The sequence below is a fragment of the Glaciecola sp. G7-5 genome (genome assembly GCF_055808975.1).
Genome location: NZ_CM147892.1, coordinates 3182182 through 3197431 on the forward strand (window position 1 = coordinate 3182182; position 15250 = coordinate 3197431).

Below are 15250 nucleotides of genomic sequence, written 5' to 3' on the forward strand. Positions count from 1 at the left end.
TTTTTTTACGTGCGTTTTACATCCACTCGAATTTTAAGCTTTTGGCCAGGTTGTATATATTTTTTGCCTTGCAGCTTATTCCACTTAGTCAGTTCGCTTACCGTTACCTTAAACTTATCAGCAATGCGCGCCAATGAGTCTCCGTTTCTAACCGTGTAAACAAGGTTTCGCATCACCGGCGAATTCGCATCAGGCACCGGCACTTGATCAGTCCATACAACGATATTTGCGCCCACCTTAAGTGGGTCTGTAGGTGCCATTTTGTTCCATCTAGCTAACTCTCTCACGCCCACTTTATTTGCCATGGCGATGTCCCAAAGGGTGTCGCCAGTTTCAACCTTATGTTCGATTTTATGATTGGCTCGCTCAATGGATTGTGTTTTCTCAAGTCTTTGATCAACTGATAAACTATAGGCGTTTAGGTCCTTTAAGGACACCGGTATTAAGATGTAGTCATTGATATAAATTGTATTATTTCGAAGGTTGTTCACTTGTTTAATTACATCAATGCTCGTTGCGTATTTATTCGCGATGACACCTAAACTTTCCCCATTTTTAACTTGATGACGAACCCAATTTAAACGTTCTGTACTCGAGGTTTGTGCTAAGGCAGTGGTAAAGCCGTCGACTTTTTCAATGGGGATAATTAATTGATGGGGACCATCTGGATCTGTTGCCCAGCGATTATAGCCCGGATTAAGCGCTTGTAATTCAGCTATAGTCAGGTCAGCCATGCTTGCAGCAAGGGCTAAGTCAATCTGAGAGCCAACGTCGACTATGTCAATTACCGGAGCGTTCGGGATAGTTGGCCAATTAAAATTATATTTGTCTTGATGTTTAAGAATATCTGCCAGTGCCAACAGTTTTGGCACATATGCTCTGGTTTCTTTGGGTAAATCTAACGACCAAAAATCAGTAGCTTTGCCAGCTCTGCGGTTCTTTTTGATCGCTCTTTGTACACGGCCTTCACCGCTATTATAGGCTGCTAGAGCATGCAACCAATCACCGTCAAAAAATTCATTGAGATAACGCAAATATTTTATCGCACCTTCGGTCGAAGCAATGACGTCTCTGCGACCGTCATACCACCAAGTTTGTTTCATTCCAAAACGCTTTCCTGTTGAAGGGATAAATTGCCACATTCCTGATGCGCGACCATGGGAGTATGCAAATGGATCAAAAGCGCTTTCAACAATCGGGAGTAAAACCAACTCCAATGGCATGTTCTCGGCTTCTAAGCGTTCTACAATGTGATACAAAAAAGGACGAGCACGTTTAGACACGCGCTGCATGTATGCTGGATGACGCAAATACCAGTTTTTTTGTGCTTCTAGGCGCGGCTGATTTTCCACAATGGGTAAGCTAAATTGATATTGAATCTTTTCCCAAATATTATTCAGGGAATTAGGATCGACTGGATCGGGTTCTTCTAGTGCAATTTCAACTTCTTCTGTAGGGTGAATGACTTTTCTAACGCCATCTTCGCCTGTCTCGCACTCTGCGGAGTCGTGTTGTTTGTGCTTTGTCTCCATCATTGCAGGACAGGGTCTAATGTTGTCTATTTTTAGACTTTGATCTTCGATGCTCGATTCTAATCGCACCTGTGTATCTACTTCTGCAATTTTCTCGTTTTGCACAAGTTGGCAGGCACTGAGAGTGCATAAGAGACTAAGTGGCAGTAAAAACTTCATATTGTCCTTGTATAATTTATGATGCTGTAAAATGTTTTGTGTATAGGGCAAAGTCGCTTCGACATCTCAAAAGTTATCTTTTAGTTTGCGCAGAGCAGCAAAGGTATCAACATCTGTTGCACTGTTACAAGCCAGCGCACCTTGGCTGACAAGACTCTGTTTAACATCCGTTTTATGACAACGTAAAAACGGATTAATTTCACATTCTTTGCCAATTGTGCTCGGTAAGGTGATTTTATCTTGATTTCGTTGTTGCTTTACCCAAGTCGCGTGTGATGATAACGCTTTATTGTTTTGCTCGATACTCATTGCGAACGCCATATTAGCTTGCGTATATTCATGTGCACAATATACTTTAGTACTTGGTGCAAGTGCTGCAAGTTTTTGCAATGAGGGATAAAATACTTCGGGCGTACCTTCAAACATTCTTCCACACCCACCTGAAAATAATGTATCGCCGCAAAACAACAATTCTTGATTTACGTAAACAATATGGTCCAGAGTGTGACCTGGCGTTTCTTTGATCTCAAACTCGACAGGAAACTCAGGTAAGCTGATAGCGTCGTTTTCTTTTAAGGTGCGGGTTATGCCACTTATTTTAGGATTGTCCGGTCCATAAACTTCGACCAATGGGAATATTTTTTTAAGTTTCTCAATGCCACCGGTATGATCAAAATGATGATGCGTAATCAATATATAGTCGAGGCTGAGCTTACGTTCACGCAGAAAGGTTAGTACCGGCTCAGCATCTCCTGGGTCAACAACCAAAGAATGTGACTGTGTATGCAACGCCCATATATAATTGTCGGAAAAGGCTTTTATCGGTGTTATTGTAAAGCTCATGATATAGTCCATATAGTCAATAACTGTTGATATGATAGTATCATATTTGAATTTGATGGTTTAGTCCCAGACTTTGCTTTTATCTGGGAGCAAATAGTCTTGAGCAACAAGAGGTGTAAATGTTGATACGCTCAGCTCGCAGTAAAACAAAACCCGAATACCCAAAACAATGGCTTGAATTGAGCCAAGGAGAATTAGCGCGTGATGAGCTTGAAAAAGCCCTTGAGCCTATTGTAGAGCGTATTTTTGGTTACTACCTTGTTAAGGTCGGCAGCTTGAGTAGCCAGATAAAGTTGCCGACTTGCTCGATAAAAAACCAAGTTAGCTGCGCCCCTCATGCTAACAAACACAATCATTTGTGCGCGCAGTCTGCCAAATTACCGTTTAAGAATAATAGTATAGATGCGTTTATTGTGTTGGGTGAACTCGATTTTGCACAAGATCCGCATCAAATTATTCGTGAAATAGACCGCGCGATTACCAGTGACGGCCGTGTCGTTATTGCAGGCTTTAATCCTTTCAGTTTTGCGGGGGTGATTAAATATTTGCCTATTAATCGTAAAAATATATTACATAAAGGCCGCTTTTTTACCGCGGCTCGTATAAAAGATTGGCTTTCGCTATTAAATTTTGAAATTGTACAACAAGAGAATTTAGTCTATTCATCTTTGTTTATGCGCACCTTAAACAGTCAAAGTGCAATCCAGAAGTTCTGTAAGCGTTACCTGCCTTGGTTTTCTTCAATGTATATTATTGAAGCGAGGAAACGTGAAATTCCGCTTACAGGGATAAAACCTATGCACAAAACAAAGCGAAGCTTTAATCCAACGGGTGCGGTAGCGAGAAACGCCACCCAAAAGTTAGACAAAGCTTCGTAGCTGTTTCCCTACACTATTTTACTTAACCCGCATACCAGGCTTTGCGCCCTCATGAGGTTCTAAGATATATAAGTCTTCACCGCCTGGCCCTGCGGCAAGTACCATTCCTTCTGACATGCCAAAGCGCATCTTACGTGGAGCTAAATTAGCGACCATAACGGTATGTTTGCCAATCAGTTGCTCAGCTTTATAGGCAGACTTAATGCCCGCAAACACTTGACGTGTTTCACTGCCAATATCTAATTCAAGTCGCAGTAGCTTATCTGCTTTTTCAACGGCTTCAGCATGAACAATTTTTGCAATTCTAAAATCTACTTTTGCAAAGTCTTCGAAACTGATCATTTCAGCAATCGGCTCAACTTCATTTGCTTTGTTGTCTACTTTGTTTGCTTTGCTGTTATCTTTGGTGGCTTGCAAGTTTTCTTTAGAAGCCTCAACCATGGCGGCAACTTTGTCTGTATCAACGCGCTGAATCATGGCTTTAAACTTATTAATGTTATGACCAAGTTTAACCTCTTGGATTGCATCCCATGTAAACTCATCATTTAAAAAGCCTTGTGCATCAGCTGCTAACTTAGGCAGCACTGGCGACAAATAAATCATTAGTATTCTGAACAAATGAATTCCCATGGAGCATACATCATGGGTAAATGCTTGTTTGCTTTCATCTTTGATGGTGACCCAAGGGGCTTGGGCATCAATATATTGATTGGCTTTATCCGCTAAGGCCATTATCTCGCGTATCGCTTTATTGTATTGGCGGGCCTCAATGGACTCTGCAATACTTGCTTGCGCTTCTTGAAACTCGCTCAATAGGCTAGGGTTTTCGATGTTTGTTGATAGTTTACTATCAAATTTTTTGGTAATAAATCCGGCGCAGCGAGAGGCAATATTAACGACTTTATTGACTAGGTCCGAATTGACTTTAAGCGCAAAGTCTTCAAAGTTTAAGTCGATGTCAGTAACGTTGTCACCTAATTTACTGGCAAAGTAATAACGTAAATATTCAGGATTCAAATGCTCTAAATAAGTGCGGCCTTTTATAAACGTCCCTTTGGTTTTTGACATTTTTGCGCCATTAACGGTGACAAAACCGTGAATGTTCACGCCGGTTGGCTTTCGAAAGCCTGCACCTTCAAGCATTGCCGGCCAAAATAGGCAATGGAAGTAGGTAATGTCTTTGCCTATAAAATGGTAAAGTTCAGTATCGTTACCGTTTTCCCAAAATTCATTGAAGTCAATGCCATGTTGGTTTGCATAGTTTTTAAAACTAGCCATATAGCCAACCGGTGCGTCTACCCAAACATAAAAGAACTTACCTGGTGCGTTGGGGATCTCAAATCCGAAGTAGGGTGCATCGCGGCTAATATCCCATTGCTGCAGACCTTGTTCGAACCACTCTTCGAGTTTATTGGCCATTTCATTTTTAATTGCGCCAGAACGTATCCATTCCTTCAACATACCTTCGAATTTAGGCAGGTCAAAGAAATAATGTTCAGAATCTTTGAGAATAGGCGTTGCCCCCGATACGACCGAACGAGGGTCTTTTACCTCTGTTGGACTGTAGGTTGCCCCGCATGCATCGCAGTTGTCACCATTTTGATCTTCACTACCACATTTAGGGCAGGTTCCCTTAACGAAACGGTCGGGTAAAAACATCTCTTTTTCAGGATCAAACAACTGGCTGATAATACGTTTGGATATGTAACCGTTTTCGTTTAAACGATTATAAACGAGTTCACATAACTCTTTGTTTTCGTCAGAGTGTGTAATGTAGTAATTGTCGTAATCGACCAAAAAGTCTTTTAGATCTTGATGGTGCTCAGCGCGGGTCTGCTCAACTAATTCCTCGGGAGTTATGCCTAGTTCTTGTGCTTTTAACATAACCGGAGTGCCGTGTGCATCGTCAGCGCAGACGCTATAGCACTGATGGCCTCTTAGGCGCTGAAAACGCACCCATATGTCGGTTTGGATATGTTCTAATAAGTGACCTAAATGAATGAGATCCGTTTGCATACGGTAATGCACTTGTGACCAGTATGCGCCTAAGACTAGATTGCATAAAGTGTGGCGTCCTTGAGATAATTTCAAAATTGGGCTAAATGGTAGCCGAAACTCATATTATTTGCACCTTGAATTAGGCATAATCGACACTAAATTAGCTTAGGCAGGGTTATTTTTAGGGAAAGCGGGGATTGTGAATTTTTTTAAACGTAGTAATGCGGTTTCATCCGAAGAATTGTCAAGTTTAGTCGTGACGACGATTTGCAAATTATTTTCCTCAAGCAAGGCCGATTTGATTGCGGTGAAGCTTAAAGACAAAAATATTGATATATATTTCCCATTTTTGGTAGATGCGGTATGGGATACAATACAGTCTGAACTGACTCAGGTGCTTGGAAACGATTACAGCTATACCAAACACTACAACATTCCTATTTTTGCGGCGAAAAAGCCGCCGGTGCGAAATGTAAAAAACATTATCGCTGTTTCCTCAGGAAAAGGCGGAGTGGGGAAATCGGCTAGTGCACTTAATTTAGCGCTAGCCCTTCGTTGCCAAGGGGCACGCGTGGGTATTTTAGATGCAGATATCTACGGCCCATCAATCCCCATTATGCTGGGGACTGCGTCACAAAATGCGAATAGTGCTGATAACAAAACTATGTTGCCTATCGTTGCTCATGGTTTGGCGTCAAATTCTATTGGTTATTTAGTCAAAAATGACCATGCCTCTATTTGGCGCGGACCGATGGCAAGCAAAGCCCTTAATCAGTTGCTAACTGAGACTAAATGGCCAATGCTTGATTATTTAATTGTAGATATGCCGCCAGGAACCGGCGATATTCAATTAACGATGTGTCAACAGCTTCCGTTAACAGCCGCGGTTGTTGTTACTACACCTCAAGATATCGCACTTTCAGATGCTGCCAAAGGAATTGCCATGTTCGATAAACTCGATATCCCGGTGCTAGGAATTATTGAAAATATGAGTTATTTTGAATGTGGGCATTGTCATCATAAAACAGCCATATTTTCCCAATATGGAGCGCAAAAACTGAGTGAAAAATATGCTTTACCTCTGTTAGCACAAGTGCCTCTCGATCCTATTATTCGAGAGTTTGCCGATGCGGGGCGATCTTTACTTGATGAGCAAAGTGACCACGCTATTTCAACAATCTATAAGCAAGCAGCGATGGATCTTACGCGCAATTTATGCGAGGACCTTGCGGTATTGCCTGCGGCTGCAAATATGGCCACAAGTATAGAAATCACCAATTTGGACTAAGATACAAAGAGATTACTTGCAAGGGTGCTGTTCAAAAAGCATAATTCATGTGAAGTATTTAACCTGATATTGGTATTTCTGAGTACCGATGAAATCGGAATATCGTCCCATTCTAAGCATACCGTACTTTTTTAAGATGTTAGCTGCTTAGACCCGTCTTTAGACATTAAGAACACAAACTATAAGAAGTAATTAGCATGCGACTTTGCGATACAGATATAAAAGAATACATTGCCAAAGGTGAGATTGTTATTAGCCCCACACCTTCTGAAAACGCCATCAGTGGGGTAACGGTGGATGTGCGACTAGGCAGCAAGTTTAGAGTTTTTGAAGAGCATCAAGCGCCTTATATTGATTTGAGCGGTCCAAAAGAAACGGTCCAAGCAGCACTTGATATGGTAATGTCTGATGAAATAGAAATAGAGGACGATAAGTCCTTCTTTTTGCACCCTGGCGAACTTGCCATTGCAGTTACTCACGAGTCTATAACCTTGCCCGGTAATATGGTGGGGTGGCTTGACGGACGTTCTTCTTTAGCGCGCTTAGGTCTAATGGTCCATGTAACTGCGCATCGTATAGATCCTGGTTGGTCGGGCAATATTGTGCTTGAGTTCTATAATTCAGGGAAATTACCATTAGCACTCAAACCGAAAATGAAAATTGGTGCTTTGAGCTTTGAATTACTGTCTTCATATGCTGAAAAGCCATATAACTCAAGAAATGATGCAAAATATAAGGGACAAGACGGAGCCGTTGCGAGTCGAATAGGCTCTGATGATTAATATTCATTTTCAGCTCAGCGTAAAGGCAGGTGTAAATGTATGACTTAGTTGGTGATATACACGGTTTTGATGAGCCTTTTGTCGAGCTCCTAGAAAAGCTGGGTTATGCCAATATTGACGGGGTGTGGCAACATCCCACTCGGGTGCTAATTTCCTTAGGTGATTTGGTTGACCGTGGCCCTGGGCAAAAAAGTCGTTGATATTTTAAAGAACATGCAGCAGAACGGCAAAGCTATTGTGATTATGGGCAATCATGAGTTTTATGCCGTGGCTTGGCATTTAAAAGGTCCTGATGGGAAGCCTCTACGGCCGCATTCCGAGAAAAATTATAACGAACATCGCGCCTTTTTAGAGCAAGCTTCACAAGGTTCTCCTTGGTATATAGAGGCCATTAATTGGTTTAAAAGTTTACCTTTGTTTTTCGAAGACGAGCATCTTCGATGCATACATGCCGCCTGGCATGAGAAGCATCTAAACACCTTAAAAGCATACACTGATGACAAAGGGATAATTAAGTCCTCATTTTGGGAAGATCCCAGTATTGTTGATATTTCATTTTATAAGGCACTGGAGTATTGCATCAATGGTCCTAAGCTTAGGTTGCCAGAGGGTGCCTTTTTTATTGATTCAAATAATAGAAAACGGGTCAAAGTGCGCTTGAAGTGGTGGGATTTAGACCATCGTCCAACTTACAGAAACGCATGTACTTCAGTACCCGATCCAATGCAACTCCCTGATGAGCCTCTCGCATTGTCGTCTTTGCCTGTTATTCATGGTGACAAGCCTATTTTCTTTGGCCACTATTGGATGCAGGGAGAACCAAAACTGATGAAAGATAATATTGCGTGTTTAGATTGGTCGGTGGTTCAAGAAGCTGGATGTTTAGCGGCATACCGATTTGATGGCGAACAAAGCTTAGATGCTAAAAAACTTGTGTGGGTACGTTAGGGTATTTAGCAAATAAAATAGTGCAAATATTCAGCGCTTATCGTTGCTTTCTCAGAAAAAAGTAGATATTTAAACGGATATCCATATAATACGTCGCTCGGTCGGTGTGTGGCGCAGCTTGGTAGCGCACTTCGCTGGGGGTGAAGGGGTCGTAGGTTCGAATCCTATCACACCGACCAATCTTACAAATTCCTCTCAAATCAAAGATTAACATCACTAATGCTAAGCTAGCGCGTTTTGCGACGTTTTTTTTGTGTCTTAAATATCTGTCAGCGCATTCGTTACCTAGTGTCCTCATGCGAAAGTATGAATAACGGCGAATAACGGTATAACAAATAAAATTCAGTTTAAATCATTGGCCAGACACTAGGTTTTTTTACTAAATTAACTATCGGATTGGCCGATATCTTAAAAATGAAATGTTCTCAGCCAATCTTAGGACTTTATTTGTCTATTCGCGTTTTTGCTTTTTATTTACTCAAGTGGACTAGTATCGCCTCGCTTTTACTGGGCGCATCTTGTGTATTTGCGAATCAAAGCAGCTTTTTCACACCAACGTTTCAGCCCATCTATTTTAATAATATCGATCCTGAGGTTAGCCCAATCAATCCGGCTGTCAATGTAATCGAACAAGATTCTCAAGGCTTCATTTGGCTCGGTACCCAAGATGGCCTAGACAGATACGACGGCAAGACTTTTACCCATTACAATGTTGTACGAGATAGTGACAAATCATTATCAAGTAATTGGGTGTCAGATATATTTAATGACAGTGAAGGGCGCTTGTGGATTGCATCAATGGGCGGAGTTGATTTATTTATCCCAGAAAGCAATACCTTTGAACGTTTGGCTCTGCGAGAAGACTTTCCTAGTGATTTAGATGTTCTACAAATTGAAGAGCTCAAAAACGGCGAAATTTGGTTTGCGTCAAGACAAGGTGGCATCTACTCTTTTGACCCTCGCGACAATAAAATTCGAAATATTGAAATACCGCATACTGAAACAGAAGGAAAAAGTGATAAGTCAGCACGAATAGTGGTGACTGACAACGCAATTTATATTGCTAATAATCAAATAGGCATACTGCAATATCACATGATGACAAAAAGCTTTTCTCCTTTAGTCGAAATTAACGAACAATTACCCGATAAGCAGTTGACGAAACTTTACGCTAAAGATGATAGCGTTTTGTGGGGCTTGGTGCGCAATACTTCTCTTTTTAGTGTGAACATTAAAGGTAGCTGGAAGGTTGAAACTTATCCCGTTGTTGAACAGGTTTGTGGAAAAGTGTTGAACGATGTAATTAAGGATGACGACGGTATCTTATGGATTGGCACTGATACTGGTTTATGTGCTTACAACGCTAAATTGAATAAGGCCTTCTTATATCAAAAACAAGACGCTAACCGAGCAAGCCTAATTGAAAACCGCGTCGTAGGTCTTTTCCAGAGCAAGGATAACGTTATATGGGCAAGTACTATGGGAGGCGTAAGTCGCTGGAATGTTAAACAGAGACTCTTTAATCATTTGAAAAGCCACAAAGACGATCACTCTGTTATACAAAATGATGTGGTAACAAGTTTTGCCCACGATGTAACAAACTCTGTGCACTACATTGGCACTTTTGGCGGCGGTGTTAGTATCGTTGACTCTGCAAACAATACCATTGGTTTTATCAACTCATCAAATTACGAAATCATGAATGATGATCGCGTAATGGCCCTTGAGGTAGATGATAACCATAATCTTTGGATTGGTACATTAGAGTCGGGCATTTTCATCTTTAATCGGGAATCTCAAGATCTTAAGAGTTTAAAACGCAACAAAGAACAAAATAACAGTCTTAGCAGTAACGCGATTAGTAAAATTAGGCAACTCAGTTCTGGCGCGATGGCTATTGGTACCTTTGGTGGTGGACTCAATGTGCTGCTTTCAAGTGGTGAGTTCAAACACTTTAATAGCAGCATGAAGGCCGAAACCCAGTTGGGTAGTGACCTAGTATTAGATATTGTCGAAGATAAAGAAAGTCGCTTATGGGTCGCCACCTTAGGGGGGGCTTAAGTGCTATCAATCTTGAATCCAATACCTTAGAAAATTTCGCGCATGATGATGCCACACTGAGAAAAGCACTCAGCAATAGTATTTTTACATTGCAAGCTACCGAGGATTACCTTTGGATCGGCACCCAAGAAAACGGTGTAATTCGTTTGACTAAGGCCTCGCTCGATGCCGAATCACTTGAGGTAAAATACTTTGATGAAACATCTGGCCTTAAGAGCAAATCTATATACGGTATTTTGAGTGATGCCCCAGGCAATGTGTGGTTGAGCCACTCTAAAGGTCTTTCAAAAATCAGTGTGGAGAATGAAATTACTAATTTTTCAACATCACACGGTATTCAAGGTAAAGACTTTACCGCAGGCGCTTATTTAAAAGATGCACACGGTAACTTCTTTTTTGGTGGGGCAAATGGATTTAATGTTTTTGACCCGCAACATATTGACAAAACAAACTATAACGCGCCGTTACAACTTCACGCATTTTATAAGGCAAACAAGCCTATATCCATAGTCAATATGCTTAATGAGAACGGTGCGATTGAGCTAGAATACACAGATACTTTTATTAGCTTTAAGTTTTCTGTACTTGATTATACTGACTCTGCTAACAATACCATTGAATATACCCTTGAAGGTTTGTATACAGATATGATTGAGAACGATAATAATTTATTGGTTTCGTTTTCAACAATTCCGTCAGGAGAATACAAGCTTAGAGTGCGTGGCTTTAATGCTGATAAAATCGCGACGAGAAATGAAATTGTTGTTCCGGTTATTGTTCACCCTCCGCTGTGGCGAAGTCAATTGGCCTATTTGCTTTATGCCCTTATATTGTTACTCGTTATTTATTATTTTGCGACGCAATATAAACGTAAAATGAAGCGTCAAATTGAGTTTCAAAAAGAATTACAAAAGCAAGTGACTGAGCGCACCAACGAACTGATGTCAGTTAACCTTGAGTTAGAAGAGGCCGTTGAAACAACCAAACTTGCCAAAGAAAAAGCGGAACAAGCGGCGCAGGCAAAGTCTATCTTCCTTGCTACCATGAGTCATGAAATTCGCACGCCCATGAACAGTATTTTAGGCATGGGTGAGCTACTGTTGAATACAAGCCTCGATAGCATACAACGTAAATATGCGCAGACATCTCATCGCTCATCAGAAATGCTTCTAGAATTAATAAATGATGTATTAGATCATTCGAAAATGGAAGCGAATAAAGTATCGTTAGAAGAAATAGGCTTTGATTTTACAGCGACTGTTGAAGAAGCTGTTTTTCATCTTGCCAGTCGGGCGCATGAGAAAGGTTTAGTGATTGGTCTTCACATTGCTAAAGACAGTCCTAACCAAGTCTTTGGTGATCCGATTCGAGTACGTCAAATTGTCACCAATATAGTGGGTAATGCAATTAAATTTACGGAAACTGGTTTCGTTAAAATCAGTGTTAGCAATAAAGATGGGCAGCTTATTATTGCTATAAAAGATTCAGGTATAGGCATTGCCGACAACAAGTTAGACGATATTTTCAATCCATTTGAACAAGCCGAATCTGACACTACAAGGCGTTTTGGAGGTTCTGGCTTAGGTTTAAATATTACCAAAACCTTAGTCGAATTGATGGATGGGGATATCTCGGTTAGTTCTGAGAAATATAAAGGCACGCAGTTTACAGTGTCATTGCCTTTGCGCAATATCGCCATCGGCAATACAAACACCGAAAAAATAGAAGCAAGTCACTTTGTTGTGTGCATTACAAACCAAGTGGTGCTTGGAAATTGTACAAATGTACTAGACCGATGTGAACAGCCCTACGACATAATGCAAAGTTCAGCGCTTCAAGAGTGCGCAGATGAACAAAGTATTTTTGTTATTGATGAAAATAGTTATCACGAAATACAAAGCTCCGCGTTTTTCCAAGAAAACCAATCCCGGTTTATTCTTTGTTGCACTAATGCATCGATGATCCGCTATGACGCTTTAAAAGATATTCGTACGTTAACCTTACCCGTTACGAAAAAACAATTCATCAACGTGATGAATGAAAGTACCAGCCCTGATATTGCTGCAGATAAGCCAGACCAAAACCCTTTACATTTTGGTCAACATCATTATTTTGATGCCAAGGTACTGCTAGTTGAAGATGTGCGCACAAACCAAGAGGTCGCAAAAGGTATTTTGTCGCAGCTTGGCTGTGACATCGATATTGCCGACAACGGCATGATAGCTGTTCAAATGACGCACGAAACTCAATATGACTTAATCTTTATGGATTACCAAATGCCGGTTCTCGATGGTCTTGAGGCAAGTAAACTAATCAGGCAGCAAGGACATCATGGCAACGCACCGAAAATAGTTGCCTTGACAGCAGACTATAGCGACGGCAACAAAGCCAAGTGGGTCGCGGCAAAGGTTGATGGCTTTATGACTAAGCCATTTAGCGCTGCAGAAATGCTCAATACCTTAAAAACGTTTTTATCAACACACATCGTCAATAAAGAGGTTATTCCGTTGACGAATATCACGCCTGTGCCTGCGTCAATTGAAAAATCACATTGGCATTTTATTGATGAAACGGTAATCAAGTCACTGCGCGAGATAGAGCAAGCAACGGGTAACGACATGTTGTCGAAATTAGTGACAATCTTTATTGAAGACGCAGAAGAAAAGCTACCTGAAATGGAGGCTGCCATCAAAGAGGCAAATAATGCTGAACTAGCCAAAGTGGCTCATGCTTTTAAATCTATGGCAGGAAATGTCGGTGCCAGTCAAGTTTATGAAGTTTGTGCCCGCATAGAATCAAGAGCCCTTGCCAACAATAGTGCAGATATTGAGAGCGATTTCACTGCGTTTGAGGGCACTTTAAAAGACACGATTGCTGAGTTTACTGAATTATGTGGGGAGGCTGCGTGAAATATTCTCCTGAAGAACAAAATAGAATTTTGATTTGTGACGACGATCGTACTCATCTACTTATTTTAAAAGAAACCCTAGTCTCACAAGGCTATGATGTGCGACAAGCGGTCAACGGCAGAACTGGCCTTGGAACTTTTCACTAGTTTCATGCCACATATCGTACTTTTGGATGTAGGTATGCCAGTGTTAGACGGTTTTGAGGTGTGCACAAGAATTCGCGCAACTCCTACGGGCGCCAATATACCTATACTCATGATCACGGGCTCAGATGATCAACAGTCGATTGAAAAAGCCTTTGAAGTTGGTGCCACTGATTTTTTACCCAAGCCGATTAAATGGGCATTGATTCAGCATCGCGTAAAATACATGCTGCGCTCTTTCGAATTTCAGAAAAGCCTGCAAGCCCGAGAAAGTGAACTTAAGCATATCGCATATTATGACGCGCTAACTGATTTACCAAACCGACAATACTTTACCGATCAACTAAGTAAAGTGATCGCTCTGTCAAAGCGTCAACAAACAACAATGGCGGTGATGTTCATTGATTTGGATAGTTTTAAACGGGTAAATGACACATTGGGTCATCAATACGGTGACATCGTGCTAAAAGAAGTCGCTCACCGTTTAAGCAAGCAAACGCGTGAAAGCGATGTAGTCTGCCGTGCTGACAAAACGCACCTTGACTGTCAAGTTGCAAGATTAGGTGGTGACGAATTTACTCTATTGCTGAGCGATTGTGGAGGGGCTGATGAGGTTGTGCTTATAGCAAAGCGCATTCTTAGCGAGATTTCTGAAACGATTTTGGTAGGCCAGTATTCGTTAGTCGTTACCGCGAGTATTGGTATTTCTATTTATCCGGTGGATGGGGAGAATACACAAGATTTGTTAAAATTTTCAAATATGGCGATGTATGAGGCCAAAGAAAGTGGAAAAAATTGCTATAAACTCCATTCTAAAGAATTGAATGAACGTTCTATAAATCGACTAAAGCTTGAGGAATATATGCGTGAAGCTTTAGAACATAACAAGTTTGAATTGTTCTATCAGCCTCAAATTAATTTAACGTCAGGTAAAATAGAAGGCGCGGAAGCTCTTCTGCGCCTGCATCATGATGAAACGGGTATTATATCACCGCTTGAGTTTATTCCCGTTGCCGAAGATACAGGCCTAATAGTAGACATAGGTTATTGGGCCATCCAACAAGCATGTAATCAATTGGTCGAATGGCAAAATACGGCTGCTAATTCTATTTCCATTTCAGTTAATGTGTCAGTTAAACAAATAAACCAACCAAAATTTGTCAGTAGACTCGAAGAAATAATAAAAAAGAGCGGGGCTTCACCTCGGCTTCTGGACATCGAATTGACTGAAAGCATTATTATGAATAACCCAGAACAAAACATAAAAAAACTCAAGGAGATTAAAACCCTTGGCGTTGGCTTGTCTATTGATGATTTTGGTACTGGTTACTCTTCTCTTAGCTATTTAAAGAAATTTCCGATCGATACCTTAAAAATCGACCGTTCGTTTATTATTGGTATATGTGATAAAGCAAACAACGAAGATGCAGCCATTGTCCGCGCCATATCTGCCATGGCGCATGCTTTGCACCTTAATATTGTTGTAGAAGGTGTAGAAACAAAAGAACAGCTAGCATGTATTGGGAAGATTTGCGCTCATTCAGATACCTTTATTCAAGGTTATTATTATGCAAAACCGCTTCCTATCAATGTATTTTCAGAATTTGTGTTGACCCACCGCAGCAATACCGACGTTGATAAGGGCTTATTAAAATAGACATTGCTTTGTGTCCTTAATAAGATTTAAGCTTATGACTCTTATTGTATAA

The 15250-nt window shown here is 40.9% G+C and carries 11 protein-coding genes, 1 tRNA gene and 1 pseudogene; 10 read left to right on the forward strand and 3 right to left on the reverse strand.

Annotated elements, in window-relative coordinates; translation table 11 throughout:
- Nucleotides 1-5 precede the first annotated feature (5 nt).
- Both AC0L6H_RS13950 and gloB read right to left on the reverse strand, forming a co-directional pair.
- Nucleotides 6-1691 (reverse strand): LysM peptidoglycan-binding domain-containing protein, encoded by a 1686-nt coding sequence (locus AC0L6H_RS13950; protein ID WP_473389676.1) that lies wholly within the window; start codon nt 1689-1691, stop codon nt 6-8.
- Between the two features lie 66 nt (nt 1692-1757).
- On the reverse strand, nt 1758-2534 hold the full coding sequence (gloB, locus tag AC0L6H_RS13955; protein ID WP_473389678.1) for a hydroxyacylglutathione hydrolase: 777 nt from the start codon (nt 2532-2534) through the stop codon (nt 1758-1760).
- Nucleotides 2535-2653: 119 nt separating this feature from the next.
- On the opposite strand from gloB, the gene AC0L6H_RS13960 reads away from it, so the two are divergent.
- Nucleotides 2654-3412, forward strand: a complete 759-nt coding sequence (locus AC0L6H_RS13960; RefSeq protein WP_473389679.1) for a class I SAM-dependent methyltransferase — start codon at nt 2654-2656, stop codon at nt 3410-3412.
- An 18-nt stretch (nt 3413-3430) separates the two neighbouring features.
- Here the strand turns inward: AC0L6H_RS13960 and metG are convergent.
- Nucleotides 3431-5474: pseudogene (metG, locus tag AC0L6H_RS13965) on the reverse strand (methionine--tRNA ligase).
- 135 nt (nt 5475-5609) lie between these two features.
- Here metG and apbC point away from each other — a divergent pair.
- The 9 genes from apbC (at nt 5610) to AC0L6H_RS14010 (ending at nt 15198) form a co-directional block, all read left to right on the forward strand.
- A complete protein-coding gene (apbC, locus tag AC0L6H_RS13970; protein WP_473389681.1) occupies nt 5610-6698 on the forward strand; it encodes an iron-sulfur cluster carrier protein ApbC in 1089 nt (362 codons plus the stop codon).
- A gap of 197 nt (nt 6699-6895) precedes the next feature.
- The gene (gene dcd, locus AC0L6H_RS13975; protein WP_473389682.1) at nt 6896-7480 is read left to right on the forward strand and encodes a dCTP deaminase; all 585 of its coding nucleotides are present in this window, start codon (nt 6896-6898) and stop codon (nt 7478-7480) included.
- 35 nt (nt 7481-7515) lie between these two features.
- Complete coding sequence (locus AC0L6H_RS13980; RefSeq protein WP_473389683.1) at nt 7516-7680, forward strand: hypothetical protein; 165 nt, start codon at nt 7516-7518, stop codon at nt 7678-7680.
- Nucleotides 7655-8428, forward strand: a complete 774-nt coding sequence (locus AC0L6H_RS13985; RefSeq protein ID WP_473389685.1) for a metallophosphoesterase family protein — start codon at nt 7655-7657, stop codon at nt 8426-8428. The genes AC0L6H_RS13980 and AC0L6H_RS13985 overlap by 26 nt, the downstream gene beginning before the upstream one ends.
- Nucleotides 8429-8530: 102 nt before the next feature.
- Nucleotides 8531-8607 (forward strand) — tRNA-Pro (locus AC0L6H_RS13990).
- Nucleotides 8608-8875: 268 nt separating this feature from the next.
- Nucleotides 8876-10489 (forward strand): ligand-binding sensor domain-containing protein, encoded by a 1614-nt coding sequence (locus AC0L6H_RS13995; protein WP_473389686.1) that lies wholly within the window; start codon nt 8876-8878, stop codon nt 10487-10489.
- Nucleotides 10462-13398: an ATP-binding protein gene (locus AC0L6H_RS14000; protein WP_473389687.1), complete on the forward strand. Its 2937-nt coding sequence runs from the start codon at nt 10462-10464 to the stop codon at nt 13396-13398. The genes AC0L6H_RS13995 and AC0L6H_RS14000 overlap by 28 nt, the downstream gene beginning before the upstream one ends.
- The gene (locus AC0L6H_RS14005) at nt 13395-13544 is read left to right on the forward strand and encodes a hypothetical protein (protein ID WP_473389689.1); all 150 of its coding nucleotides are present in this window, start codon (nt 13395-13397) and stop codon (nt 13542-13544) included. The genes AC0L6H_RS14000 and AC0L6H_RS14005 overlap by 4 nt, the downstream gene beginning before the upstream one ends.
- 4 nt (nt 13545-13548) lie before the next feature.
- A complete protein-coding gene (locus AC0L6H_RS14010) occupies nt 13549-15198 on the forward strand; it encodes a two-component system response regulator (protein ID WP_473389690.1) in 1650 nt (549 codons plus the stop codon).
- Nucleotides 15199-15250 lie beyond the last annotated feature (52 nt).

Bases quoted from the DNA above. Each gene is read 5' to 3' on its own strand.
- AC0L6H_RS13950 (WP_473389676.1), bottom strand. From the start codon at position 1,691: ATGAAGTTTTTACTGCCACTTAGTCTCTTATGCACTCTCAGTGCCTGC.
- gloB (WP_473389678.1), bottom strand. From the start codon at position 2,534: ATGAGCTTTACAATAACACCGATAAAAGCCTTTTCCGACAATTATATA.
- AC0L6H_RS13960 (WP_473389679.1), top strand. From the start codon at position 2,654: ATGTTGATACGCTCAGCTCGCAGTAAAACAAAACCCGAATACCCAAAA.
- dcd (WP_473389682.1), top strand. From the start codon at position 6,896: ATGCGACTTTGCGATACAGATATAAAAGAATACATTGCCAAAGGTGAG.
- AC0L6H_RS13980 (WP_473389683.1), top strand. From the start codon at position 7,516: ATGTATGACTTAGTTGGTGATATACACGGTTTTGATGAGCCTTTTGTC.
- AC0L6H_RS14000 (WP_473389687.1), top strand. From the start codon at position 10,462: ATGGGTCGCCACCTTAGGGGGGGCTTAAGTGCTATCAATCTTGAATCC.
- AC0L6H_RS14010 (WP_473389690.1), top strand. From the start codon at position 13,549: ATGCCACATATCGTACTTTTGGATGTAGGTATGCCAGTGTTAGACGGT.